This is a genomic window from Kitasatospora sp. NPDC001547 (assembly GCF_042894165.1).
Classification (GTDB): Bacteria; Actinomycetota; Actinomycetes; order Streptomycetales; family Streptomycetaceae; genus Kitasatospora.
Window position 1 is genome coordinate 1 of sequence record NZ_JBIAVL010000045.1, and the last position, 23,277, is coordinate 23,277.

Consider the following 23,277-nt stretch of genomic DNA (forward strand, 5'->3'; position numbering starts at 1 on the left):
CCCCGTTTTCCGGAGTTTCATTCATCGGATTCGCTTTCCGCTTTGCCGCCCCGGTCTCCCGCGGCGACTCCGGAACTGTACGGGGACGGGCCCGCTACATGCAAATCGCCCCTGCCCCGGAGCCCGGGCAGGGGCGATCGATGCCGATCAGAGCCGGCCGGAGCCGGGTCAGCGGACCTCGGTGATCTCCGGGCCGCGTGCGAACGGGTCGAGCGCGGTGCCGCCGAAGCGGTTCTCGCCCTCGCCCGCGGCGGCGGCCGCCCCGCCACCGTCGGCGACCATCTGGGCGTCCTCGGGAAGCTTCAGGACGATCGGGTCACGCGGAGCCATCGGGGACTCGCCGCGCACGACGACCGTCTGCCGGAAGACCTGCTCCAGGATTCCGGCCATCTCCGGCTGCACCGCGGCCTGGCCCGAGATCACGCCGCGCAGGAACCAGCGCGGACCGTCGCAGCCGACGAACCGGACCAGCTGCACGCCCTGGGTGCCGTCCGGCAGCTGCACGGGGACCTGGGCGCGGAGGTGCCAGCCGAGCGGGCCCTCCTCCTCCTCGATGATCCCGCCCTGCGAGGTGATGCCGTTGGCGATCTCCTCGCGGACCTCGCCCCAGATGCCCTCCGACTTCGGAGCCGCGAAGGCCTGGAGCTGGATGGCGCTGTTGCCGAGCACGAGGGTGGCGGCCACGATCGCGTCACCGGCGACCTCGACGCGCAGCTCCATGCCCTCGACACCGGGGACCAGCAGACCCCCGAGGTCGACTCGTCCCTCCTCGGGGTTCTCCAGCTCGGAGTGGTCCCACGGACCGTCCGGCCGGGGAGCCGGAGGCAGGCCGACCCTGTCGGCCGGGTCCAGGTCGGTCACGTTCTCGCTCTCGGCGGAACCTTCGACGTCATCGGCCGTCTCGTCGGCGCTGATGGCGTCGTCGGCGAGCTGCTCGACAGCGTCCTCGCTCTTCTGGCGACGACGGAACACGGTCACTGTCCTTCCCGGTCCAAGACCGATGCGAATACCTGCTCGGCTTCCTGCGAGGCCGCGGGAATGCTAGACCGCGGCATGGCCGCCGGTCGACCCGAACCCGCCCTCGGCGCGTGCCGACCCAGGCAGCTCCTCCACCTCGTGGAAACGGGCCTTCTCGACCTGCTGGATCACCAGCTGGGCGATCCGGTCCCCTCGGCGGAAGCTGACCCCCTCGCGCGGGTCCAGATTGACGACGATCACCTTGATCTCTCCACGGTACCCGGCATCGACCGTCCCCGGGGCGTTCACGAGGGCAACGCCGCAACGAGCTGCCAGACCGGACCGCGGGTGGACGAAGGCCGCGTAGCCGTCCGGCAGGGCGATGGCGATGCCGGTGGGCAGGACGATCCGCTCACCGGGGGCCAGCTCGGCGTCGACGGTGGTCCGCAGATCGGCACCGGCGTCCCCGGGCTGCGCGTAGGCCGGCAGCGGCAGCTCGGGGTCGATGCGCTTGATCAGGACGTCCAGCTGCGGACGGGGGGTGTCGCTCAAGGGTTCACCTCAAAGGCTCGTGCGCGCTTCATCAGATCCGGGTCGTCGAGGACCTTCCCGATGTCCTCGGGACGACCGTGCGTGGTGAAGTGTTCCAGCTTCACCTGGACGAAGAGCGCCTGAGCACGTACGGCGACCGGCCCGTCCGGCCCGCCGATCCGCGCCTCGGCGGCGCTGTAGATCTTGCGGCCGTGCACTCCGGTGATCCAGGCGCGCAGGTGCAGCACCGAGTCGACGGGCACCGGGCTGAGGAAGTCGGTCTCCAGCCGGCCGGTCACCGCGGGGGCGTGCAGCAGCCAGTTGAGCGCGCCGAGGGTCTCGTCCATGGCGGTGGTCAGCAGCCCGCCGTGGGCCAGGCCGGGGCCGCCCTGGTGGACGTCGCGGACGGGGAACTCGGCGGTGACGACGAGCCCCTCGCCGGCGACCGCGTCGATCCGCAGGCCGCCGGGGTGCTGCGGGCCGCACCCGAAGCAGTGCTCGTAGTGCGAGCCGAGCCGGGTGCCGGGGGCGGGCGCCTGGGGGTGGCGCGCCGGCAGGACGGCGTCCGGCGGCGGCGTGGTCGGGGACGGCGGCATGGGGGGCGCCGGCCGGTCGTCGGGGGTGCTGGGGGCTGTCGTACCGGTCACGGGGCCCCACCCTACCCAGGGGTAGGGCGGCCGCCGTGGGGGTGGCGTCCCCTGCCGGACGTCAGGGCGACCACAATGGGGGGCATGTACGACGAACGGCTCACGGTGCCGCGTTCCTGGTGGCTGCTCCCGATCGCGGTGGGTTTCACGCTCGCGCTGATCCTGATCCGGGTCAGCGGTCCGGCCGCGCTGATCGGGCTGGTGGTCGGCATCGCCGCCGGCGCGGTGGCGATCAGCGGCTACGGCTCGGCCCGCATCCGCGTGGTCCAGGGCTCGCTGGTGGCCGGTCCGGCCCGGATCCCGGTGGACGCGCTCGGCGACGCGCAGGCGCTGAGCCCCGCCGAGGCGGCTGCCTGGCGCGGCCCCAAGGCCGATCCGCGCGCCTTCATGCTGCTGCGCAGCTACGTCCCGACGGCGCTGCGGATCGAGGTGACCGATCCGGCCGACCCGACGCCGTACCTCTACCTGTCGACCCGCTCGCCGATGAAGCTGGCGGAGGCGCTGGAGGACGCCCGGCGCGGCGCCCGCACCTGAGGCGGTCCGGCCGGCCGGGAGCCGGCCGGACCGGAACGGGCCGGACGGAAGAGGCCGGACCGGAACGGGCCGGACGGAAGAGGCCAGACCGGAACGGGCCGGACGGAAGAGGCCGGACAAACGGAGAGGGACGGTTCCGCTGCTGCGGGACCGTCCCTACGACTTTGTCCTGGCCGATGCGCCGGCCGACGCCGTCCTGTCGGGCCCGTCCAGCCGGACGGTACCCGGACCTGCCGTCCGGCCCCGCTGCCCGGGGCCGGAAGGAGCGGTGTGCCGGTCCCGCGGGCGCAGCCGCGGGCCCCGGGCCCTGTCCGCCGCGGTGCTCAGGCGCCGCAGTCCCGGCAGATCGGGTTGCCGTTCTTCTCGCTGTACAGCTGGCTGCGGTGGTGCACCAGGAAGCAGCTCATGCAGGTGAACTCGTCGGCCTGCTTGGGCAGGACGCGGACGGCGAGCTCCTCGTTCGAGAGGTCGGCACCGGGGAGCTCCATGCCCTCGGCGGCGTCGAACTCGTCGACGTCGACAGAGCTGCCGCCCTTGTCGTTCCGCCGAGCCTTGAGCTCCTCGATGCTGTCTTCGTTGAGCTCGTCGTCGGTCTTGCGTGGGGTGTCGTAGTCGGTTGCCATTTTTCGCTCTCCCCCTCCGGGTTGTGCGGTGTGTGCGGTATCTCCAGCGCACGTAACGCATGGGGGGTCGGTCTTGTGCCCGACCCGAGGCGGAGATTTTGCCTTACTTCAAGCCCTGTTACTCAATCGACACTCAGCCCGGGCTCCATCGGGGTGATCCCCGGGGCTGTGGAAGGCCTCACGCTGGGCCATCGCCGGCCCTCCCCGGGCCCGGTTGACCGACCACGCACAGTGAGCACGACGGTTTCGGACGCCTACGAAATCCCTTGTCCATCAGGGATGCCGACCGATCCGGCGGACCGGGCGGGGGTCGAAAACCGATCACGGACGGCGATCGGCACCCCTGATCAGGTGATCACTCTCCGGGGTTGCCCGGAATCGTGGAGCGACACGGTGTGAGCTTGGTCACGTTCAGAATCTTCCAGGGCAAATCGCGGAAAATCCACCCACTCCGACCGTACGTCGCCGCGCCTCAGCCGGCGTTCCGCCGGGCCTCGCGACGCGCCAGCAGGGCGGCCTGGCGCTCCTCGAACTTCCGGGCCTGACCGTCCAGCCCGTCCAGGAACACGCCCAGCTCGTTCTGCGCCAGCAGGCCCTCGGGGCCGAGGCCGCCGATCTCCATCACCTTGAGGTGGCGCAGCACCGGCTGGAGCACGTCGTCGTGGTGGATGCGCAGGTTGTACACCCCGCCGATGGCGATCTGCGCGGCCGCGCGCTCGAAGCCGGGGATGCCGTGGCCGGGCATCCGGAACTCGGTGACCACGTCGGCGACGGCCCGCATGGCCTGGTCCGGGGCGATCTCCAGGGCGGCCTTCAGCAGGTTCCGGTAGAAGACCATGTGCAGGTTCTCGTCGTTGGCGATCTTCGCCAGCAGCTGCTCGCAGAGCGGGTCGCCGGCGTACTTGCCGGTGTTGCGGTGCGCGATGCGGGTGGCGAGCTCCTGGAAGGCCACGTACGCGACCGAGTGCAGCATGCTGTGCGAGTTGTCGGACTCGAAGCCCTCGGACATGTGGCTCATCCGGGCCCGCTCCAGCTCCACCGGGTCGACCGCCCGGGTGGCGAGCAGGTAGTCGCGGATGGCTATCCCGTGGCGGCCCTCCTCGGCCGTCCAGCGGTGCACCCAGGTGCCCCAGGCGCCCTCGCGGCCGAACATGGTCGCGATCTCGTGGTGGTAGCTCGGCAGGTTGTCCTCGGTGAGCAGGTTGACCACCAGCGACACCCGGCCCACCGGGGTCACCCGGGACTGCTCCAGCGACCAGGCCTCGCCGCCCAGCACGCCGTCGAAGTCGCGGCCCTGGCTCCACGGGACGAACTCGTGCGGCATCCACTCCTTGGCCACGCCCAGGTGGCGGTTGAGCTCGGTCTCCACGACCTCCTCGAGGGCGAGGATCAGCCGCGCGTCGGTCCAGCCGCTCGCGACGAGCGGAGAGCTGCTCTGCACAGGGGCGATGGTCAAGGTCTTGCTCCTGAGGGGACGGCACGCGCTGGGACGGGCGCGGGGACTGGGACACATCGTTCGACCCGTCGACGGTCCGCCGACGGATTCACCTACGGTTGCGTAGGTTACGACACCGTAAGTTGCTCGGACCGCAAATGACAAGCCGCCCCCGCCAGGCCTTATGTCGTCTTGACGGGCCTGGCGGGGGCGGCTGGGAACTGTCGCCCGCGAAAGGGGCGTCGGCCCCTTACGGGGAGGGGATGCGAACCCGCATGGTGAGACCGCCGCCGGAGCGCGGGGTGGCCTCGATGGTGCCGCCGTGCGCGCGCACCACCGAGCGGACGATGGACAGGCCGAGCCCGACCCCCTTGTCGCTGCGAGTGCGGTCGGCGCCCTTGATCCGGCGGAACGGCTCGAAGATGTGCTCCAGTTCGTACCCGGGCACCACCGGGCCGGTGTTGGAGACCACCAGCTCGCCGCCGCCGGGCACCGCGGTGGTGGCCAGCTCGACCCAGCCGCCCGCGGTGTTGTAGCGGACGGCGTTCTGCAGCAGGTTCAGCGCGAGCCGCTCCAGCAGTACGCCGTTGCCGCCGACCATGGCCGGATCGAGCTTCGAGCGCAGCTCGACCTCGCGCTTGTCGGCCTCGCCCCGGCTCTGCTCCAGCGCCCGGGTGGCCACCTCGGACAGCTCCACCGGGCGCCGGTCGGTCAGCTCGTTCTCGCTGCGGGCGAGCAGCAGCAGGCCCTCGACCAGTTGCTCGCTGCGCTCGTTGGTGGCCAGCAGGGTTTTCCCGAGCTGCTGGAGGTCCGACGAGGCGGCCGGGTCGGAGAGTTGGACCTCCAGCAGGGTGCGGTTGATCGCCAGCGGGGTGCGCAGCTCGTGCGAGGCGTTGGCGACGAAGCGGCGCTGGGAGTCGAAGGAGCGGTCCAGCCGGTCCAGCATGCCGTCGAAGGTGTCGGCGAGTTCCTTGAGCTCGTCGTCCGGGCCGTCCAGCTCGATCCGGCGGTGCAGGTCGGAGGAGGCCACGTCACGGGCGGTGCGGGTGATCCGGCCGAGCGGTCGCAGCACCCGGCCGGCCATCGCGTAGCCGGCGGCGAAGGCGATCACGGCGAGGCAGACCAGCATGGTCAGCGACTTGCGCAGCAGGGTGTTGAGCGCGGAGTCGGAGCGGCCCAGGTAGTCGGCGGCCTGCCACTGGTTGAACGCCGCGGAGTCCATGGTGCGAACGGTGCCGTCAGGGGTGGTGACACGGATGCCGCCGTCGACGAACAGCTGGCGCGGCGCCAGGTAGGAGACGGCGTCCTGGAAGAACACGTACATCAGGAGCAGCAGCACCACGCCTGCCATCAGGAACATCCCGCCGTACAGCAGGGTGAGGCGCATCCGGATGGTGGGGCGGAAGGGGAGCCAGGCGAGCATGCCGTCGCCGGGGACGTAGGGCCCGGGGCGGTGGACGCGCGGCGGGGTCAGGGGCTTCGGCGGGACGGCACGTGGGCCCCCGGCGGGCGCGCCGGAGGCCCCGCCGGCGGGGGGCGGGGTGGTCATGATGGTCCTCTCGGGGCGTCCGCCGGGGCGGGCGCGTACGGCGGGGAGTCCGGGGCGGGCGGACTCCGGTCGTCAGATCCGGTAGCCGGAGCCCGGCACGGTGACGATCACCGGCGGGTCTCCGAGCTTGCGGCGCAGCGTCATCACGGTGACGCGCACGACGTTGGTGAACGGGTCGGTGTGCTCGTCCCAGGCCTTCTCCAGGAGCTGCTCGGCGGAGACGACGGCGCCGCCGGCCCGCATCAGCACCTCCAGCACGGCGAACTCCTTGGGCGCGAGCTGGACGGTGCGTCCGTCGCGGATCACCTCACGCCGGCCGGGGTCGAGCGAGATGCCGGCCCGCTCCAGCACCGGGGGCAGCGGGATGGTCGCGCGGCGGCCCAGCGCCCTTACCCGGGCGACGAGTTCACTGAAGGCGAACGGCTTCGGAAGGTAGTCGTCCGCGCCGATCTCCAGGCCCTCGACCCGGTCGCTGATGTCGCCGGAGGCGGTCAGCATGATCACCCGGGTCGCCAGGCCCTGCTCGACCACCTTGCGGCAGACGTCGTCCCCGTGCACCAGCGGAAGATCGCGGTCCAGGACGACGACGTCGTAGTCGTTGACCGCGATGCGCTGGAGCGCGGCCTCCCCGTCGTACACCACGTCGACGGCCATCGCCTCGCGGCGCAGGCCGGTCGCGACGGCCTCGGCAAGCAGCTGCTCGTCCTCGACGACGAGAACCCGCACGGTCGTTGTCCCTTCTCCAGGCCGGCCCCGGAAGCGGACGCACGGCTCCGACGGTGCCTCCATCCTGCCTGGTCCTGCGGTAAAGCAGCGATAAGCTGCCCCTCGGGCACGGGCCCCGGGGCCGCGTCGGCCACCGTTCGCACCCGCATCATTCCGTTTGGACTGTGACACGGGCAACTTTCTTCCACCCGGAGGTTTCCCGGCCCCCGGGGCGGGGAGGACAGCTGCACACCCGCGATCTGGCTGACGGCCGGTCGCACCCACCCGCCGTGCGTTCATCCGCGCCGGCCCTGGGGCTGGGACATCACCGGGAGCGGCCGAAGGCCTCTCCGCACCCATCCGGAGATCCATCACCCTCCGGCCCGGGTGCTCTCACCGGCTGGACCTCCTCGGGGCGGAGAGCGCACGACCGTGCACGTCCGACACAGTAAGGGGGCCCGTATGGACGCCTTCAAGGCCGGAATCCTGCAGCGCATAGCCAACGCCGAGCAGGACCTGCACCGCGCGATCGAGGCCGGGGACGAGTTCCTCGCCGAGGTGGAGCAGTCCGAGCTGGACGACCTCCGCCGACTCGCAGCCGAGCACGGCGTGGACACGGTGCTGGAGCGCCACCGCACCGCTGCCTGACCCGTTCGGCACCACCGACCCGTCGCCGGACCTCCGGCACCAGCGGCCCTGAGGGGGCCGTGCGAAACCCAGGCCCTGGCATCCCCCGTATGTCAGGGCTCTTCGCATGTCCGGGGCCGTGCCGCCCCGGGGGTCCGGGGCGACACGGCCGGAACCGGTCAGTCCGCCCAGGCGCGCAGCGCGGCCAGCCGCTCCTGCAGCGGCTCGTACACCCCCGGGGCGGCGGCCACGGTCAGCTCGCGGTCCGGCCCGTGCCCGGGGCGGCCGCCGACCAGCGCGCCGGCCTCGGCGGCGATCAGGCAGCCGGCCGCCCGGTCCCAGGGGGCCAGGCCGCGCTCGTAGTAGCCGTCCAGCCGCCCGGCGGCGACGTCGCACAGGTCCACCGCGGCCGCCCCGCCCCGGCGGACGTCCCGCACCTCCGGCATCAGCGCCAGCAGCACCTCGGCCTGCCGCACCCGTACCGGCTGGACGTAGTTGAAGCCGGTGGCGATCAGCGCCTGGCCCCAGGGCGGGGCCGGGCGGGCCGAGACCGGCCGGCCGTCCAGGCGGGCGCCACGGCCCAGGACGGCGTGGAACAGCTCGCCGCGGGCCGGGGCGTACACCACCCCGACGACCACCCGGCCGTCCAGCTCGGCGGCCACGCTGACCGCCCAGGACGGCAGCCCGTAGAGGTAGTTGACCGTTCCGTCGAGCGGGTCCACGACCCAGCGGACGCCGCTGGTGCCCGGCCGCTCGGCGCCCTCCTCGCCGAGGTAGCCGTCCTCCGGGCGGCGGTCGGTGATCAGCTCCACGACGAGCTTCTCGGAGGCGAGGTCCATCTCGGTGACCACGTCGACCGGGCTGCTCTTGGTGCCGGCCACGCCGAGGTCGGCGGGGCGGCCGTCGCGCAGCAGGGCGCCGGCCTGCCGGGCCGCGTCCAGGGCGACCTCCAGCAGGTCGTCGAGGAGCCGGTCGTCGGGCAGGGCGGGGGTGGGCACGGGGTTCTCCTCCGGAACGACGGACGACGGATCGGACGGATCAGACGGACGGACGGATCGGACGGGACTTGCCGGACGCGCGGGGCGGACGGGAAGCCCGGGATCCGCGCTCAGCGCTCGGCGACGGCCGGGCGCGGGGCGCGCGGGTTGGGGCAGCAGGCCACCGCGCACACGTCGTGGCTGGGGCCGAGCGCGCCGAGCGCGCAGCGGGTCACCCGCTCCCCGCGCTCGGTGGCGGCCCGCTCCAGGACGAGTTCGCGCACCGCGGCGGTGAACCGGGGGTCGGCGCCGACGGTGGCGGCGCGGGCCACCGGCAGGCCGAGTTCGGCGGCCTTGGCGACGGCCTCGGTGTCCAGGTCGTACCTGACCTCCATGTGGTCCGAGACGAACCCGATCGGGACCATCACCACGGCGGGCGCGCCGTCGGCGTGCTGGGCCTCCAGGTGGTCGCAGATGTCGGGTTCCAGCCACGGGGTGTGCGGGGCGCCGCTGCGGCTCTGGTACACCAGCTCCCACGGCCGGTCGGCCACGCCGGTGCGCTCGGCCACCGCGGCGGCGATCAGCCGGGCCACGTCCAGGTGCTGGGCGACGTACGCGCCGCCGGGCTCGCCGCGGGCCGGGTCGTCCGGGGCGCCGGAGGTCTCGGCCATGGAGTCCGGGATGGAGTGGGTGGTGAACGCCAGCCGGGCGCCGGGGCGGACGGCCTCGGGCAGCTCGTCCAGGGCGGCCAGGGCGGCGTCGGTCATCGGCTGGACGAATCCCGGGTGGTTGTAGAAGTGCCGCAGCTTGTCCACCCGCAGGGCGGGCACGCCCTCCTCGGCGAGCGCGGCCAGCGCGTCGGCCAGGTTCTCCCGGTACTGGCGGCAGCCGGAGTAGCCGGCGTAGGCGCTGGTGGCGAGCACGGCGATCCGGCGGTGGCCGTCGGCGGCCATCTCGCGCAGGGTGTCGACCAGGTAGGGCGCCCAGTTCCGGTTGCCCCAGTAGACCGGCAGGTCCAGCCCGTGCTCGGCGAAGTCCTTGCGCAGCGCGGCGAGCAGTTCGCGGTTCTGCCCGTTGATCGGACTGACCCCGCCGAACATGAAGTAGTGCTTGCCCACCTCCTTCAGCCGTTCCCTGGGGATGCCTCGGCCGCGGGTGACGTTCTCCAGGAAGGGGACGACGTCCTCGGGGCCCTCGGGCCCGCCGAAGGACAGCAGCAGCAGGGCGTCGTACGGGGCGGCGCCGGAAGGGGAGGGATTGCGCGCGTCGGACATGGCACCGATCCTGCCACTGAGGGGGCGGGCGCCGTCGCCGGGGCCGCGCGGGTGTCCGGAAAATACCGTTTGCCAACGTACGTAAGCTGTGTTCACCAGCCTTGTTCCTTACTCCCCGCCCGGAGCTCCCGTGCTGTCCAGCTACCGCCAGATATTCGCCGCCCCCGGCACTCTGGCCTTCTCCTCCACCGGCTTCGTCTCCCGCCTGCCGATCTCCATGACCGGCATCGGCATCGTGACCATGCTGTCCCAGCTCAGAGGCTCCTACGGGGTCGCCGGCCTGGTCTCCGCCTGCCTCGCGATCTCCGCCGCGGTGCTCGGCCCCCAGGTCTCCCGGCTGGTGGACCGGCACGGCCAGCGCAGGATCATCGTCCCCGCCATGGCGATCACCGTCGTCGCCGTCACCGGCCTGCTGCTCTGCGCCCGGCTGGGCGCCCCCGACTGGACGCTGTTCGTCTTCGCCGCCGGCATGGGCGTGATGCCCAGCACGGGCGCGATGGTCCGCGCCCGCTGGGCCCACCTCTACCGCGAGGACGCCGGCAGGCTGCACACCGCCTACTCCTTCGAGGCCGTGGTCGACGAGGTCTGCTTCATCGTCGGCCCGATCCTCTCCATCGGCCTGGCCACCTCCGTCTTCCCCGAGGCCGGCGTGCTGCTCGCCGGGCTCTTCCTCGCCGTCGGCGTCCTGCTGTTCGCCGGGCAGCGCTCCACCGAGCCGCCGGTCCATCCGGCCGCCCGGCACCAGGGCGGCTCGGTCATCCTCAACCGCGGCCTCCAGGTGCTGATCCTGACCTTCGTCGCCACCGGCGCGATCTTCGGCTCGGTCGAGGTGGTCACCGTCGCCTTCGCCGAGGACCAGGGCCACAAGTCGATCTCCAGCGTGATCCTCGCCCTGTGGGCCCTCGGCTCCTGCCTGGCCGGGGTGGTCTTCGGCACCCTCAGGCTCACCGGCTCGATGGCCGTCCGCTTCCTCGGCGGCGTCCTGTTCATGGCGATCAGCATGGTGCCGCTGGTGCTGGTCGCCCACGCGGTGCACGGCATCGGCGGACTGGTCTCGGCCGGCGGCGCGCTGCTGGTCGCCGGCATCGCCATCTCCCCCACCCTGATCACCGCGATGGCCCTGGTCGAACGGCTCGTCCCGGCCGCCCAGCTGACCGAGGGGATGACCTGGACCACCACCGGCCTGGCCCTCGGCGTCGCGGCCGGCTCCTCGGCCGGCGGCTGGGTGGTCGACGCCTCCGGCGCCGCCGCGGGCTACTGGGTGCCGGTCGCCGCCGGCCTGCTCGGGGTGGTCGCCGCCCTCGCCGGCCTCGGCCGGCTGCGCGCCGGACTGGCCTCCGGCACGCCCGCCGCGGCGACGGCCGACGGGGTCGGACAACCCGTAGACGCCGAACGGTGAACTGACTAGTCTCTCGCCCTACCCGCAGGCCCTACCAGCGGGTAGGGCGGCCGCGCCGCCCCGGACCGCGCCGACCCGTTCGGCCACGGAGCAGGAGGCAGCGCAATGCCGCAGGCCAGTACCGCGACCCCCGCCCGGTGGACCAACTGGGCCGGCAACCAGAGCGCCCGGCCCGCCCGGACCGCCGCCCCCGGCACCGCGGAGGAACTGGCCAGGGAGATCCGGCGGGCCGCCGAACAGGGCCGCACCGTCAAGGCCGTCGGCTCCGGCCACTCCTTCACCTCGATCGCCTCCGCCGGCGACGGCGTCCAGATCCGCCCGCACGCGCTCACCGCCGTCCGCGGGATCGACCGCGAGGCCGGCACCGTCACCGTCGAGTCCGGCCTCCCGCTGCACCGGCTCAACCGGCTCCTCGCCGCCGAGGGCCTCTCGCTGACCAACATGGGCGACATCGAGGTCCAGACCGTGGCCGGCGCCACCAGCACCGGCACCCACGGCACCGGCCGCGACTCCGGCTCGCTGGCCGCCCAGATCCGCGCGCTGGAGATCGTCCTCGCCGACGGCACCGTCCGGCACTGCTCCCCGACCGAGAACCCCCGGCTCTTCCAGGGCGCCCGGCTCGGCCTCGGCGCCCTCGGCGTGATCACCGCGCTCACCTTCGGCGTCGAGCCGGCCTTCCTGCTCACCGCGCACGAGCAGCCGATGGGCTTCGACGAGGTGCTGGAGCGCCTGGACGACCTCACCGCCGTCAACGAGCACTTCGAGTTCTACTGGTTCCCGCACACCGACCGCTGCGCCACCAAGCGCAACAACCGCAGCCAGGGCCCGGCAGCCCCGCTGCCCCGGTTCAAGGAGTGGCTGGAGGACGACTTCCTCTCCAACACGGTCTGGGAGGGCGCCTGCCGGGTCGGCCGCCGCTTCCCCGGCTCGATCCCCTCGATCGCCTCGCTGGCCAGCCGGGCCTGGTCCGAGCGCAGCTTCACCGACACCGCGTACAAGGTGTTCACCAGCCCGCGCAAGGTCCGCTTCGTGGAGATGGAGTACGCGGTGCCGCGCGCGGCCGTGGGCGAGGTGCTCCGCGAGCTGAGGGCCCTGGTCGAGCGCTCCGGCTGGAAGGTCAGCTTCCCGGTCGAGGTGCGCTTCGCCCCCGCCGACGACCTCTGGCTCTCCACCGCGTCCGGCCGGGACAGCGCCTACATCGCCGTCCACCTCTACCGGGGCACCGCCGACCAGGGCTACTTCACCGGCGTCGAACAGCTGATGACCGCCCATCAGGGCCGGCCGCACTGGGGCAAGCTGCACACCCGCGACGCCGGCTACCTAGCCGGCGTCTACCCGCACTTCGCCGACTTCACCGCGCTGCGCGACGAGGTCGACCCGCAGCGGGTGTTCGGCAACGACTACCTGCGCCGGGTGCTGGGCGCCTAGCTCCGCGCGCCCTCCTAGCTAGGACGTGGAGCCGGTGCCGTCGGCCGGCGGCGGGGCCACCGGCGCCTTCGCCGGCTCCTTCGCCGGTTCGTTCGACGGAACGCCGCTCGGCGCCGGCGGCTGCGGGCTCGCCGCGCCGCTGGGCTTCCCGCCGCCCGCCGACGGGGAGGCGCCGGCCGACGGGGTCGCGCTCGGGCCCGCCGAGGGCGTGGCCGTCCCGGCGCCGCCGCTCGGCGTGTCGCCCGGCCCCCGGCTCGGCCGGGTGGTCGCCGGAGCCGAGGCACCGCCGGACGGCGTGGCGTCCTGGCTCGGCCGGCCGCCCGGGGACGGCCGGTCCGCCGGGTCGTCCTGCTGCTGGGACGACCTGGGCGTCACCGAGCCGCCGAAGGACGTGCCGTTGCCGGACTCGCCCTTGACCGTCGCCGACACCGGCTGCCCGGTGGCCAGTTCGAACGCCACGATCGGCGTCATCGCCAGCAGGAAGACCAGCCCGGACACCGCCGCGTACGTCCTCCAGCCCCACCGCCGGCGCGCCCGCACCACCTGCGGCTCGTTCCACTCCGAGGTGATCACCGGCGGCTCCGCCCGCGGCCCGGGCTCGCCGGCGCCGACCGGCACCTGGCGCAGCGCGTTGACGGTCCGGTTCGGCCCCCGGTCCACCGCCCCGCGCAGCTGCTCGCCGGTCCGCTTGAAGAGGTGCTGGAACACCGCGCCGCCGGTGGTGGCCCCGACGCTCACCACGGCGGCGCCCAGGATCGTGCCGTACACCCCCAGTTCGGAGGCGAGCAGCGCACCCACCACCGTGGCCAGCGCACTCGCCGCGACCTGAGCCACACTCAGATCGATGCGCCTGCGCTCCTCCTTGGCCTTGCCGCCCTCCTCGGCGGGGCTCCGCTCCGGCATCAACATCCCTCGGTCCGTACGGCTGTTCCTCGAACAAGACTCTCCATCTTGCCCAAAGAAGGACACAAGGGACGAAAATGCGGTTCTCCACGCCCGGATTGTGTGAAGATGATCACCGTCCGTCCGGCGGCCATCCGCCATTGGGGGAGCGCGCTCTTGAGATTCCCGTGAATCGCGGGAGACTTGAGCGGCGAGCCGCCCCTGTGGATGCCACGAATGGAGTACTGTTCGTAAAGCCCGAGCCTTGGGTCGACTTGTCGACTGTGCCTACACCGACAGCTTGACGAGGAGCCACGGAGCGGGCACGCACGGCGACGCCCGTCCCGGATCGTCGCGTTCACTGCGCGTGCGAGGACGGCCGGGACACCCAGGCGCGACGCCGACCGACGGCGTGGCAAAAAGGCAACCGTGCCACAGCGGCATGCACGGGCATACGCCCGACACGCCGGGGAACTCAGCAAGGTTGTGGCCAGTCGCGAGTGGGCAGGCCACACTCAGTACGGGAGCAGCGACGCAGGTGACGTCGGCAGGCACCACCCGGGAGGTAACCGTGCCCGAACTGCGGGTTGTGGCCGTCAGCAACGACGGCACACGGCTGGTGCTCAAGGCTGCCGACAGCACGGAGTACACCCTTCCCATCGACGAGCGGCTACGCGCCGCCATCCGCGGGGACCGGCCGCGCCTCGGCCAGATCGAGATCGAGGTCGAGAGCCATCTGCGCCCCCGGGACATCCAGGCCCGGATACGAGCCGGTGCCTCCGCCGAGGAGGTCGCCCAGGCCGCCGGGATCTCCGTCGACCGCGTCCGCCGCTTCGAGGGCCCGGTGCTCGCCGAGCGCGCCTTCATGGCCGAGCGCGCGCGCAAGACCGCGATCCGCCGCAACGGCGAGTCCCCCGGCCCTCAGCTCGGCGAGGCCGTCGCCGAGCGGCTCGCGCTGCGCGGCGCCGAGAAGGAGACCGAACGCTGGGACTCCTGGCGGCGCGACGACGGCACCTGGGAGGTCATCCTCTCCTACCGGGCCGACGGCGAGGGCCGCAGCGCTTCCTGGACGTACGACCCGCCCCGGCGCCTGGTCCAGCCCAACGACGACGAGGCCCGCGCGCTGATCGGCGAGAACGTCGAGCGCGAGGAGGAGTCGGTCTTCCCGTTCATCCCGCGGATCGCCCGGCTCCCCCAGGACCGGCCGCCCCGCCCGATGATCGACCGGCCCTCGGCCGACCGCATCATGTCGGCCCGCGAGGTCCGCGAGTCGCGGGAGGCCACCGCCGAGTCCCGGGACTCGCTGACCAGCCTGCTCGACGTGGTCCCCGCCTTCCGCGGCGACCTCGCCGTCGGCGCCCCCGCCCCGATCGAGCCGGTGCCCGCCGAGGTCGCCGAGGAGAACGAGGAGCCGGCCGCGGCGGCGGCCGCCCCGGCGGTCGGCGCGGGCTCGGCCTACGCCGACATCCTGATGCCGCGCGCCGTGGCCCCGCACCGCGACCGCCTGGTCGGCACCACCGACCGGCAGGCCGAGGCGGACGGCGTCCGGCCCGGTCGCCGGGCCACCGTGCCGAGCTGGGACGAGATCGTCTTCGGCAGCCGGCGCAAGAAGCAGGAGTAGCACCGGCGGTACGCCGCAGGGGCGGGAGGCTCGGCCTCCCGCCCCTGCGGCGTACCCGGGGGATCAGCCCGGCTGCCCAGTGACCGCCACCGGGCGCGCCCCGTCGCTCGACCACTCGCTCCACGAGCCCGGGTACAGCGTGGCCGGCAGCCCCGCCACCTCCAGCGCCAGGATCTGGTGCGCCGCCGTCACCCCCGAACCGCAGTACACCGCGGTCTCCCGCTCCCCCGCGCCCAGCGCCCGGAACCGGGCGGCCAGCTCGGCGGCCGGGAGGAACCTGCCGTCCGGGCCGACGTTCCCGGCCGTCGGCGCCGAGACCGCGCCCGGGATGTGCCCGGCCCGCGGGTCCACCGGCTCGGTCTCGCCCCGGTAGCGCTCCCCCGACCTGGCGTCCAGCAGCAGGCCGCCGCGCGCCCAGGCCGCGGCGCCGTCCCCGTCCACCGTCGGCAGCTGCCCCGGCACCGGCTTGAAGTCGCCCTCCCCGGGCTCCGGCAGCTCGGTCGTCACCGGCAGCCCGGCCGCCTGCCAGGCCGCGAAGCCGCCGTCCAGCACCCGGACGTCCCGGTGGCCGGCCCAGCGCAGCAGCCACCAGGCCCGGGCCGCCGCCATCGAGGCCGCGCCGTCGTAGACCACGACCGGGCGCCGGGCGCTCACCCCGAAGCGGCGCATCGCCGCGCCGAACTCCTCCGGGTCCGGCAGCGGGTGGCGCCCGCCCCGGCCGGGCGCGCCGGGCGCGGCGGCCAGGTCCCGGTCCAGCTCGACGAAGTGGGCGCCGGGCAGGTGACCGGCCCGGTACTCCTCGGCCGCGGTCGGGCCTCCCGGCGCGGCGCCGACCAGCTGGTAGCGCACGTCCAGCAGCACCGGCGGCAGCGCGGAGGCCAGCGCCTCCCGCAGCCCGGCCGCGGAGATCAGCGGGGAACCGTCGTTGTAGGTGGTGGTCATGGCGGACATTGTCGCGCAGCGCGGCCCGGGCGGCGGGGGCATCCGGATCCTCCACCGCCGCCCGGACCGACGGGACACGACGGAATCCGACGGAAGACGGCAGAAGGCGGCGGAAATCCGCAGCGAACGCCCCGGCCCACCGCTCTTTGTGGGGTCTTTGCCGCACTTTCCGCGCGGCCCGGGGGTTGGGCGACCCCCAGGGTGGAAGCATCACCCTCGCGCAGGGATCTCCGTGCGCCGACCACCCACGAGGAGGCCCGCATTGCCCGCGGTGGAACTCCGACTGGCCCAGGGCACGCCCTGCTGGGTCAGCCTGCTGACCGACGACCTGCCCGGCGCCCGCGCCTTCTACGGCGCCCTGCTCGGCTGGACGTACACGCCCGGGCCCGGCCAGCTCGGCGACTACGTCCGGGCCGAGCTCGACGGGGCGCCGGTGGCCGGCCTCGGCGTCTCCACCGCCACCGGCTTCCCGGTGCAGTGGACCACCTACTTCGCCGTGGACGACGCCGACCGCACCACCCAACTCGTCCGCGAGTGCGGCGGAACCGTCGCCGTCGGGCCGCTCCAGGCCGAGCGCGCCGGGCGGATGGCCATCGCCGCCGACGTCTCCGGCGCCGTCTTCGGCCTCTGGCAGGGCGAGGAGCACCTCGGCCGGGAGGCCGGCCGCGAGCCGGGCGCCCCGGCCTGGGCCGAACTGCTCACGCCCGACGCGCCGGGCGCGGCCACCTTCTACTCCGCCGTGCTCGACCGCCCGGTCCGCTCCGCCACGGAGGAGAGCGCGCTGCTGGTGCACGGGCGTCCGGTCGCCGGCATCCGGCACCGCGCCGAGCTGCGCGGCCACCCGCCGCGCTGGCGCACCCACTTCGCGGTCCGCGACGCCGAGCTGACCGCCCGTCGCACCGTCGAGCTCGGCGGCCGGGTCCTGGTCGAACCGCACGACACCGCCCGCGGCCGGGCCGCCCGGCTCGCCGACCCGCAGGGCGGGCACTTCTCCGTCCTGGAAGCGGCCCCCTAGGGCGGGGGCCCGCCGTCAGACCTGCTGCTCCTCGAAGGGGAGCACGTCCGGGGAGAGCACCGAGGCGCGCGCCGTCGCGGCGGTCAGCCGGCGGCGGTGGTGGCGGCGGCACAGCACCTCGTAGCCGACCTCGTCCTGGTCCACCGAGATGTCGCCGACCACCACCTGGGCGCCCTCGACCACCATCACCCCACCGACCGTACGGGCGTTGTGGGTGGCCCGCGCACCGCACCAGCACAGCGCCTCGACCTGGAGCACCTCCACCCGGTCGGCCAGCTCGATCAGCCGCTGCGAGCCCGGGAACAGCCGGGTGCGGAAGTCGGTGGTGATGCCGAAGGTGTAGACGTCGATGTCCAGCTCGTCCACCACCCGGGCCAGCTGGTCGACCTGCTCGGCGGCGAAGAACTGCGCCTCGTCGCAGATCAGGTAGTCCACCCGGCCGCCGGCCGAGAGCCGGTGCACCACGTGCGCGTGGAAGTCGAAGTCGTCCGTCACCTCGACCGCGTCGGCGCGCAGGCCCAGCCGGCTGGAGATCGTCGCCTCGCCCGCCCGGTCGTTGCGGGTGAGGATCACGCCCTGCCGGCCGCGCGCGGTGTGGTTGTGGTCCATCTGCAGCGCCAGCGTCGACTTGCCGCAGTCCATCGTGCCCGAGAAGAACACCAGTTCAGCCATGGGTGGAGCAAAGGCCTTTCAAATCAAGGGAGTTCGGGCACAGATAAGTCAATTGGGCGGTACGGCCCGGTCAGCCGCGGACCTCGAGCAGCGGCACGAACTGCTCGACCGGGGTCATCGAACCGTGCAGACCGATCATCGTGGACTCGCCGGGCTCGTTGCGGGAGGCGACGATCGCGATGTCGTCGCGCGCCGCGGCGACCACGTCGCCGATCCGGGCGTACACCCGCTCGTCCACGGCCGGGCCGAACCAGCCCGCCGCGATCGCCTGGTCCCGGGTGGCCACCCACATCCGGTCGCCCAGCACCTCGCTCCAGACCGTGTGCACGTCGGCGGCGGCGCCCGGCACCGCGTACACGTGCCGGGCCCGGCCCTCGCCGCCGAGCAGGGCGACGCCGGCGCCCAGCTCCCAGTCCTCGTCGAAGTCGATCCGGTCCTCCGGCGCGATGTCGATCATGCCGTGGTCGGCCGTCACGTACATCGCCGAGCGCGGCGGCAGCTGCTCGGCCAGCCGGCGGGCCAGCCGGTCCACCGCGTCCAGCGTCATCCGCCACTCGTCCGAGTCGACCCCGAAGCGGTGGCCCGCGCCGTCCAGCTCGCTGACGTAGGTGTACACCAGCGCCCGGTCGTGCTCGGCCAGCCAGGCCGCCGCCTGGTCCATCCGCTCCTCGCCCGTGGTGCGGCCGAGGAAGGTGCCGCCGGACAGCGCCACCCTGGTCAGCGGGGTCTGGGCGAACAGCGGGGAGGAGACCTGCGCGGTCGCCACCCCGGCCTGGTGGGTGCGCTCGAAGACCGTCGGGTACGGCTGCCAGGCGTGCGGCTCGGTCGGCGGCTGCCAGCGCAGCTGGTTCATCAGGTAGCCGGCGCCCGGCACCGCCACCGTGTACCCGGCCAGGCCGTGCAGGCCCGGCGGCGTGCCGGTGCCGACCGAGGCCAGCGAGGTCGCCGTGGTCGACGGGAAGCCCGCGGTCAGCGGACGGCCGCTGCCGCCCATCGAGCTGCCGGCGAGCGAGGACAGGAACGGCGCGTACTCGGGGTGGCGCAGCAGCAGCTCCCAGCCCAGGCCGTCCACCAGGAAGACCACCACCCGGTCCGCCGGGGCGATCGGGAGCGTCGCGGTGAACCCGGGGACGCCGAGCCCCGCCGCCACCGAGGGCAGCAGGTCGCACAGCGAACCGCTGCCGTACGGGGGCGCGGGGGCCGTGGCCGGGTCAAGGATCTCGAAGGCGTCGTAGCCGTCGGCAGGAACGAAGGACATGGAACCGGATTCGTAGCGGTGCGGGCGGTCGGAAGCGGTGGGACTCAGACCCGCGGGCCGTTGCTGATCGTCGCGTCGGACAGCGCCCGCGCGAACACCAGCGCCTGGGCCACCGTCTCCGGGCCGTCACCGGCCTCGCTCACCCGCAGGGAGAGGTCGTCGGCCGTGGCCGAGCCGGTGTAGCCGTGGTCCGCCTCGCAGTTCGGGTCGGAGCAGCCGGCCGGCTCCAGGTCCAGGCGCTGCACCGCGCCCCAGCCGATCGTCAGCACCACCTCGCGCGGCAGGGTGCCCGGGGTGTACGTCTCCGGGTTCGCCACCATCCGGCTCACCACGACCGAGCCGATCCGGTCGAGCCGGACGCTCTCCGTCGACGTGGTCGCGAACGGCACCGCCGGGCTGCCCTCGGCCCCCGACTGCTCGTCCGTGTGGCTCACCACGAACCGGGTCGGGGTGAGCACCAGCACCGTCACGTGCCGGCGCACCTCGTTGGCGTCGAAGGTCGTCTCCTGGTGCACCAGGTAGGAGCTGATCGGCTCCGGGCCCACCGCGGACTCGACCGCCTCGGACACCAGGGCCGGGTAGTAGCCGCTGCGCTCGATAGCCGAGCGCAGGTCCTGAGTGGTGGTGGTACCGGTCTTCGCCATATCTCCATCCTGGCATGGTCCGCCGACGAAGCGGGCGGCACGGCGCCGAGCTTCGGACAACAGCGCCCGGGCAGGGCGCAACCAAGGAAGGTTACAGCGTGCTCATCGCGCGCGGGCCCAGATCGCTGCGGACCGGCAGGGGTGCGACCCGCACCCGCGCCCCCAGGATCGCCAGTCCGTGCGGGGCGACGACCACCGGTTCGAGGTCCACCGAGGCGATCTCCGGCACGTCGTCCACCAGCTGCGACACCCGGAGCAGCAGTTCCTCCAGAGCGTCGGTGTCCACCGCCTCGGCGCCGCGCCAGCCGAACAGCAGCGGCGCCGCCCGGACCTCCCGGATCAGCCCGGCGACGTCCTGGTCGGTGGCCGGAACCAGCCGGTGCGCCGTGTCGCCCAGCAGTTCGGCCGGTGCGCCGGCCAGGCCGAAGGACAGGATCGCGCCGACCGCCGGGTCCACCGTGGCGGCGATCACGGTGTCCACGCCGCGCGGTGCCATCCGCTGGACGACCAGCTCGGCCTGCGCGGCGCCGCCGAGCAGCGCGTCCAGCTCGCGGTGGGCGCGGCGCAGGACCGCCTCGTCGGTCAGGTCCAGCCGGACGCTGCCCAGGTCGGGGCGGTGGCGCAGGTGCGGGGCCGTCGCCTTGAGGGCCACCGGGTAGCCGAGTGCCCCGGCCGCCGCCGCCGCGCTCTCCTCGTCCGGGGCCGGCCGCACCGGCGAGACGTCGATCCCGTAGCGGGCCAGCAGCTCCTGGGCCTCCGCCTCCGGCAGGGTGATCCGGGCGCCGCCGGGCTGGGTGCGGGCGGCGATCGCGGCCCGGGTGCTCAGCGCCGCCTCCACCAGGCGGCGGGCGCCGGGCTCGTCGATCCGGTCCAGCTCGGGGACGCGCGCCGTCTCCTCCGCCTGGGCCGTGCGGCGGCGCCACTGCGCGTAGTGCACGGCGTGGGCGAGGGCGTGCACGGCCCGCTCGGGCGCCGCGTACGCGGGGATGCCGCCGGGGCGCAGCCGGACCGGGAGGTCGGTCAGCGCCAGGTGGGTGAGCAGCAGCGGCTTGCCCAGCTCCCGGGCGCGGCTTCCGGCCTCCAGCAGGGCGGCGGCGATCTCCGGGTCGTCCGAGCCCATCGCGGGGTCGTCCTCGCCGGTCAGCCGGCCGCCCATGAAGGCGTGGGCGGAGGTGCCGATCGGCGGGATGGCGACGGCGATCACCGCGTCCACGGCCGGGTCGGCGAGCGCGACGTCCAGGGCGATCCGGAAGTTCTCGCCGGTCGCGGCGGTGGTGAGGTCGACGGGTGTGCGGGGGCGCAGGCCGGCGCCCAGCAGGGCGTCGTAGGTGAGCAGGCCGAGCGAGTCGGAGTTGCCGACCACCGCGACCCGGTCCCCCGGCGGCAGCGGCTGCTGGGCCAGAAGCTCGCCGGTGTCGTACAGCTCGGTGATGGTCGACACCCGGGTGACGCCCGCCTGTTCGAACAGCGCGTCCACGGTGGCGTCGCGCAGGCCGGTGGCGGTGGCGGGGACGGCGTGGCCGGGCGGCAGGCTGCCGGTGTGCCGGGCTCCCTTGACCACCACGACCGGCTTGACGGCGGCGAGCCGGCGGGCGATCCGGGTGAACTTGCGCGGGTTGCCGAAGGACTCCAGGTAGAGCAGCACCACCCGGGTGGCCTCGTCCTCGGCCCAGTACTGGAGGAAGTCGTTGCCGGAGACGTCGGACCGGTTGCCGACCGAGGCGAAGGAGGAGACGCCGAGACCGCGCTTGTGGGCGGCCTCCAGCAGGGCCACGCCGATCGCGCCGGACTGGCAGAAGATCCCGAAGCCGCCGCGGCCGGGCAGGCGCGGGGCGAGCGAGGCGTTCAGCGGGTGCCGGGGGTCGGTGTTGATCAGGCCGAAGGCGTTCGGGCCGATCACCCGCATGCCGGCCGCGCGCGCCTGGCGAACCAGCGCGCGCTGGCGGTCCCGGCCCTCCGGACCGGTCTCCGCGTAGCCGGCGGTGACCACCACCAGGCCCTGCACCCCGTGGGCGCCGCACTCGGCGACGACGGCCGGGACGGCGCCCTCGGGGACGGCGATCACCGCGAGGTCCACCGGTCCGGGAATGTCCAGAACCGAACGGTGGAGCGGGACGCCGTCCAGCTCGGTACCGGGCGCGGCGTTGCGGTTCACCGCGTACACCGGGCGGTCGGCCGGGGCGTCGTCCCCCAGCAGGTCGCGCAGGATGGCCCGGCCGACGGTCTGCGGGGTGCGGGAGACCCCGATCACCGCCACCGAGCGCGGGGTGAGCAGCCGCTGCACGGAGCGCGCCTCGGCGCGGTGCTCGCGGGCGCGCATCACGGCGAGCGAGCGCTCGGTCTGTTCGAGGTCGAACTCCAGGTGCACCACGCCGTCGGCGAAGCTGCGGTGCTGGGTGTAGCCGGCGTCGGTGAAGACCTTCACCATCTTGCGGTTCTCCGGCAGCACCTCGGCCTGGAAGCGGCGGATGCCGCGCTCCTGCGCGACCGCCGCGATGTGCTCCAGCAGGGCGGAGGCCACGCCGCGGCCCTGGTGGGCGTCCTGCACCAGGAAGGCGACCTCGGCGTCGGTGCCGGTCTCGGAGGGGCGGCCCTCGGCGTCGATCCGGTCGTACCGGACGGTGGCGATGAAGTGGTCCCGGACCACCACCGCGAGGCCGACCCGGTTCACGAAGTCGTGGTGGGTGAAGCGGCGGACGTCCTTGTCGGAGAGCCGCGGGTAGGGGGCGAAGAACCGGAAGTACTTCGACTGTTCCGACACCTGCTCGTAGAACTCCACGAGCCGTCCGGCGTCTTCGGGCGTGATCGGCCGGATCCGGGCCGTGCCTCCGTCGCGCAGCAGGATGTCCGCTTCCCAGTGCTGCGGATAGTCGGGTTGCTCGGGGTTCGCCACCGCGGGGTCTTCCACGTTCGTCAGGTTATCCGGCGGCGAGCCGAATGGCGCCGGTCGCGTGCTCGCGGCAGGGTGGACCGGGACCATCGACCGGGGTTTATGCCCCGAAAAGAAACAATCACAAGTCCTGAACGCGGCGGTTCCCAGGGGTCGCCTGCGTGCAACACTGGTCTAGACAACATGGCCGCTTCCCCCGCTCCCCCCGAGCACGGCCGTGACCAGCTTCACCGGAAAGGCACGTCTCATGGCTGAGCGCCGCGTCACCATCGGTTGGGCCGAGGGCCTGCACGCCCGTCCCGCCTCCGTCTTCGTCCGGGCCGTCACGGCCACCGGCGTGCCGATCACCATCGCCAAGCCGGGCGGCAACCCGGTCAACGCCGCCTCCATGCTCGGCCTCCTCGGCCTGGGCGCCCAGGGTGGCGACGAGGTCATCCTCGCCTCCGACGCCGAGAACGCCGACGACGCGCTCGACCGCCTCGCCAAGCTCGTCTCCGAGGGCCTCGACGAGCTCCCCGCCGCGGTCTGAGGCCCCGCAGCCGCCCGATCGGGGGGGGGGGGGGGGGGGGGGGCGGCCCCCGCCCGCGGGGCCGCCCCCCCCCCCCCCCGGGGGGGGGGGGCCCCGCGGGGCCGCCGACCCAGAAGGGGGGGGCGCCCACCCCCCACC

Annotated in this window: 21 protein-coding genes and 1 pseudogene; 7 read left to right on the plus strand and 15 right to left on the minus strand. The window is 73.8% G+C overall.

Going from position 1 to position 23,277, the window contains the following annotated elements; all coding sequences use genetic code 11:
- Positions 1-168 precede the first annotated feature (168 nt).
- The 3 genes and pseudogenes from ACFY0X_RS36315 to ACFY0X_RS36325 form a co-directional block, all read right to left on the minus strand.
- Positions 169-972, minus strand: a complete 804-nt coding sequence (locus tag ACFY0X_RS36315) for a DUF3710 domain-containing protein (protein WP_387760791.1) — start codon at positions 970-972, stop codon at positions 169-171.
- 2 nt (positions 973-974) lie between these two features.
- Positions 975-1,509, minus strand: a pseudogene (gene dut / locus ACFY0X_RS36320) (dUTP diphosphatase).
- Entirely contained in the window at positions 1,506-2,084 is a 579-nt protein-coding gene (locus ACFY0X_RS36325; RefSeq protein WP_387760805.1) for a PaaI family thioesterase, read from the minus strand. Before ACFY0X_RS36325 ends, dut begins: the two are co-directional and overlap by 4 nt.
- Before the next feature lie 135 nt (positions 2,085-2,219).
- Between ACFY0X_RS36325 and ACFY0X_RS36330 the strand changes: the two genes are divergently transcribed.
- A complete protein-coding gene (locus ACFY0X_RS36330; protein ID WP_387760792.1) occupies positions 2,220-2,669 on the plus strand; it encodes a DUF3093 domain-containing protein in 450 nt (149 codons plus the stop codon).
- Between the two features lie 323 nt (positions 2,670-2,992).
- Here the strand turns inward: ACFY0X_RS36330 and ACFY0X_RS36335 are convergent, their stop codons facing one another.
- From ACFY0X_RS36335 to ACFY0X_RS36350, 4 genes are all read right to left on the minus strand, one after another.
- Positions 2,993-3,292: a DUF4193 domain-containing protein gene (locus ACFY0X_RS36335; protein WP_030285479.1), complete on the minus strand. Its 300-nt coding sequence runs from the start codon at positions 3,290-3,292 to the stop codon at positions 2,993-2,995.
- 472 nt (positions 3,293-3,764) lie between these two features.
- Positions 3,765-4,748, minus strand: coding sequence for an acyl-ACP desaturase (locus tag ACFY0X_RS36340; RefSeq protein WP_387760793.1), 984 nt, complete (start codon positions 4,746-4,748; stop codon positions 3,765-3,767).
- Positions 4,749-4,977: 229 nt separating this feature from the next.
- Entirely contained in the window at positions 4,978-6,276 is a 1,299-nt protein-coding gene (locus ACFY0X_RS36345) for a sensor histidine kinase (protein ID WP_387760794.1), read from the minus strand.
- A gap of 72 nt (positions 6,277-6,348) precedes the next feature.
- Complete coding sequence (locus tag ACFY0X_RS36350; RefSeq protein WP_030057689.1) at positions 6,349-7,002, minus strand: response regulator transcription factor; 654 nt, start codon at positions 7,000-7,002, stop codon at positions 6,349-6,351.
- A 441-nt stretch (positions 7,003-7,443) separates the two neighbouring features.
- On the opposite strand from ACFY0X_RS36350, the gene ACFY0X_RS36355 reads away from it, so the two are divergent.
- Positions 7,444-7,629 (plus strand): hypothetical protein, encoded by a 186-nt coding sequence (locus ACFY0X_RS36355; RefSeq protein WP_030057688.1) that lies wholly within the window; start codon positions 7,444-7,446, stop codon positions 7,627-7,629.
- Positions 7,630-7,787: 158 nt separating this feature from the next.
- On the opposite strand, the gene ACFY0X_RS36360 is transcribed toward ACFY0X_RS36355, so the two are convergent.
- Together ACFY0X_RS36360 and ACFY0X_RS36365 are read right to left on the minus strand one after the other, a co-directional pair.
- Entirely contained in the window at positions 7,788-8,606 is an 819-nt protein-coding gene (locus tag ACFY0X_RS36360) for an inositol monophosphatase family protein (protein WP_387760795.1), read from the minus strand.
- Positions 8,607-8,716: 110 nt separating this feature from the next.
- On the minus strand, positions 8,717-9,859 hold the full coding sequence (locus ACFY0X_RS36365; protein WP_387760796.1) for a ferrochelatase: 1,143 nt from the start codon (positions 9,857-9,859) through the stop codon (positions 8,717-8,719).
- A gap of 130 nt (positions 9,860-9,989) precedes the next feature.
- Between ACFY0X_RS36365 and ACFY0X_RS36370 the strand changes: the two genes are divergently transcribed.
- Both ACFY0X_RS36370 and ACFY0X_RS36375 read left to right on the plus strand, forming a co-directional pair.
- Positions 9,990-11,258, plus strand: coding sequence for an MFS transporter (locus ACFY0X_RS36370; protein WP_387760797.1), 1,269 nt, complete (start codon positions 9,990-9,992; stop codon positions 11,256-11,258).
- A gap of 105 nt (positions 11,259-11,363) precedes the next feature.
- Complete coding sequence (locus tag ACFY0X_RS36375) at positions 11,364-12,686, plus strand: D-arabinono-1,4-lactone oxidase (protein ID WP_387760798.1); 1,323 nt, start codon at positions 11,364-11,366, stop codon at positions 12,684-12,686.
- Between the two features lie 18 nt (positions 12,687-12,704).
- Here ACFY0X_RS36375 and ACFY0X_RS36380 read toward each other — a convergent pair whose 3' ends face one another.
- Complete coding sequence (locus tag ACFY0X_RS36380) at positions 12,705-13,589, minus strand: hypothetical protein (RefSeq protein ID WP_387760799.1); 885 nt, start codon at positions 13,587-13,589, stop codon at positions 12,705-12,707.
- 517 nt (positions 13,590-14,106) lie between these two features.
- Here ACFY0X_RS36380 and sepH point away from each other — a divergent pair.
- Positions 14,107-15,189 carry a septation protein SepH gene (gene sepH / locus ACFY0X_RS36385; RefSeq protein WP_387760800.1) on the plus strand — a complete coding sequence of 361 codons (1,083 nt, stop codon included), beginning with the start codon at positions 14,107-14,109 and terminating at the stop codon, positions 15,187-15,189.
- A 63-nt stretch (positions 15,190-15,252) separates the two neighbouring features.
- Here sepH and ACFY0X_RS36390 read toward each other — a convergent pair whose 3' ends face one another.
- The gene (locus ACFY0X_RS36390) at positions 15,253-16,131 is read right to left on the minus strand and encodes a sulfurtransferase (RefSeq protein WP_387760801.1); all 879 of its coding nucleotides are present in this window, start codon (positions 16,129-16,131) and stop codon (positions 15,253-15,255) included.
- Positions 16,132-16,402: 271 nt separating this feature from the next.
- Between ACFY0X_RS36390 and ACFY0X_RS36395 the strand changes: the two genes are divergently transcribed.
- Positions 16,403-17,146, plus strand: coding sequence for a VOC family protein (locus ACFY0X_RS36395; protein ID WP_387760806.1), 744 nt, complete (start codon positions 16,403-16,405; stop codon positions 17,144-17,146).
- 15 nt (positions 17,147-17,161) lie between these two features.
- Here ACFY0X_RS36395 and ACFY0X_RS36400 read toward each other — a convergent pair whose 3' ends face one another.
- The 4 genes from ACFY0X_RS36400 to ACFY0X_RS36415 form a co-directional block, all read right to left on the minus strand.
- A complete protein-coding gene (locus ACFY0X_RS36400; RefSeq protein WP_387760802.1) occupies positions 17,162-17,818 on the minus strand; it encodes a thymidine kinase in 657 nt (218 codons plus the stop codon).
- A gap of 70 nt (positions 17,819-17,888) precedes the next feature.
- Positions 17,889-19,076 carry an alkaline phosphatase family protein gene (locus ACFY0X_RS36405; protein WP_387760803.1) on the minus strand — a complete coding sequence of 396 codons (1,188 nt, stop codon included), beginning with the start codon at positions 19,074-19,076 and terminating at the stop codon, positions 17,889-17,891.
- 44 nt (positions 19,077-19,120) lie between these two features.
- A complete protein-coding gene (locus ACFY0X_RS36410; RefSeq protein ID WP_355254021.1) occupies positions 19,121-19,720 on the minus strand; it encodes a DUF5998 family protein in 600 nt (199 codons plus the stop codon).
- Positions 19,721-19,811: 91 nt separating this feature from the next.
- A complete protein-coding gene (locus ACFY0X_RS36415) occupies positions 19,812-22,628 on the minus strand; it encodes a GNAT family N-acetyltransferase (protein ID WP_387760804.1) in 2,817 nt (938 codons plus the stop codon).
- A gap of 229 nt (positions 22,629-22,857) precedes the next feature.
- Between ACFY0X_RS36415 and ACFY0X_RS36420 the strand changes: the two genes are divergently transcribed.
- Entirely contained in the window at positions 22,858-23,139 is a 282-nt protein-coding gene (locus tag ACFY0X_RS36420) for an HPr family phosphocarrier protein (protein WP_359817494.1), read from the plus strand.
- The last annotated feature ends 138 nt before the right edge of the window (positions 23,140-23,277 follow it).

What these genes read in the sequence shown, in the direction of transcription:
- ACFY0X_RS36325 (WP_387760805.1), bottom strand. Translation starts at nt 2,084, where the DNA reads ATGCCGCCGTCCCCGACCACGCCGCCGCCGGACGCCGTCCTGCCGGCG.
- ACFY0X_RS36330 (WP_387760792.1), top strand. Translation starts at nt 2,220, where the DNA reads ATGTACGACGAACGGCTCACGGTGCCGCGTTCCTGGTGGCTGCTCCCG.
- ACFY0X_RS36335 (WP_030285479.1), bottom strand. Translation starts at nt 3,292, where the DNA reads ATGGCAACCGACTACGACACCCCACGCAAGACCGACGACGAGCTCAAC.
- ACFY0X_RS36345 (WP_387760794.1), bottom strand. Translation starts at nt 6,276, where the DNA reads ATGACCACCCCGCCCCCCGCCGGCGGGGCCTCCGGCGCGCCCGCCGGG.
- ACFY0X_RS36355 (WP_030057688.1), top strand. Translation starts at nt 7,444, where the DNA reads ATGGACGCCTTCAAGGCCGGAATCCTGCAGCGCATAGCCAACGCCGAG.
- ACFY0X_RS36365 (WP_387760796.1), bottom strand. Translation starts at nt 9,859, where the DNA reads ATGTCCGACGCGCGCAATCCCTCCCCTTCCGGCGCCGCCCCGTACGAC.
- ACFY0X_RS36375 (WP_387760798.1), top strand. Translation starts at nt 11,364, where the DNA reads ATGCCGCAGGCCAGTACCGCGACCCCCGCCCGGTGGACCAACTGGGCC.
- ACFY0X_RS36380 (WP_387760799.1), bottom strand. Translation starts at nt 13,589, where the DNA reads ATGCCGGAGCGGAGCCCCGCCGAGGAGGGCGGCAAGGCCAAGGAGGAG.
- ACFY0X_RS36390 (WP_387760801.1), bottom strand. Translation starts at nt 16,131, where the DNA reads ATGACCACCACCTACAACGACGGTTCCCCGCTGATCTCCGCGGCCGGG.
- ACFY0X_RS36400 (WP_387760802.1), bottom strand. Translation starts at nt 17,818, where the DNA reads ATGGCTGAACTGGTGTTCTTCTCGGGCACGATGGACTGCGGCAAGTCG.
- ACFY0X_RS36405 (WP_387760803.1), bottom strand. Translation starts at nt 19,076, where the DNA reads ATGTCCTTCGTTCCTGCCGACGGCTACGACGCCTTCGAGATCCTTGAC.
- ACFY0X_RS36410 (WP_355254021.1), bottom strand. Translation starts at nt 19,720, where the DNA reads ATGGCGAAGACCGGTACCACCACCACTCAGGACCTGCGCTCGGCTATC.
- ACFY0X_RS36420 (WP_359817494.1), top strand. Translation starts at nt 22,858, where the DNA reads ATGGCTGAGCGCCGCGTCACCATCGGTTGGGCCGAGGGCCTGCACGCC.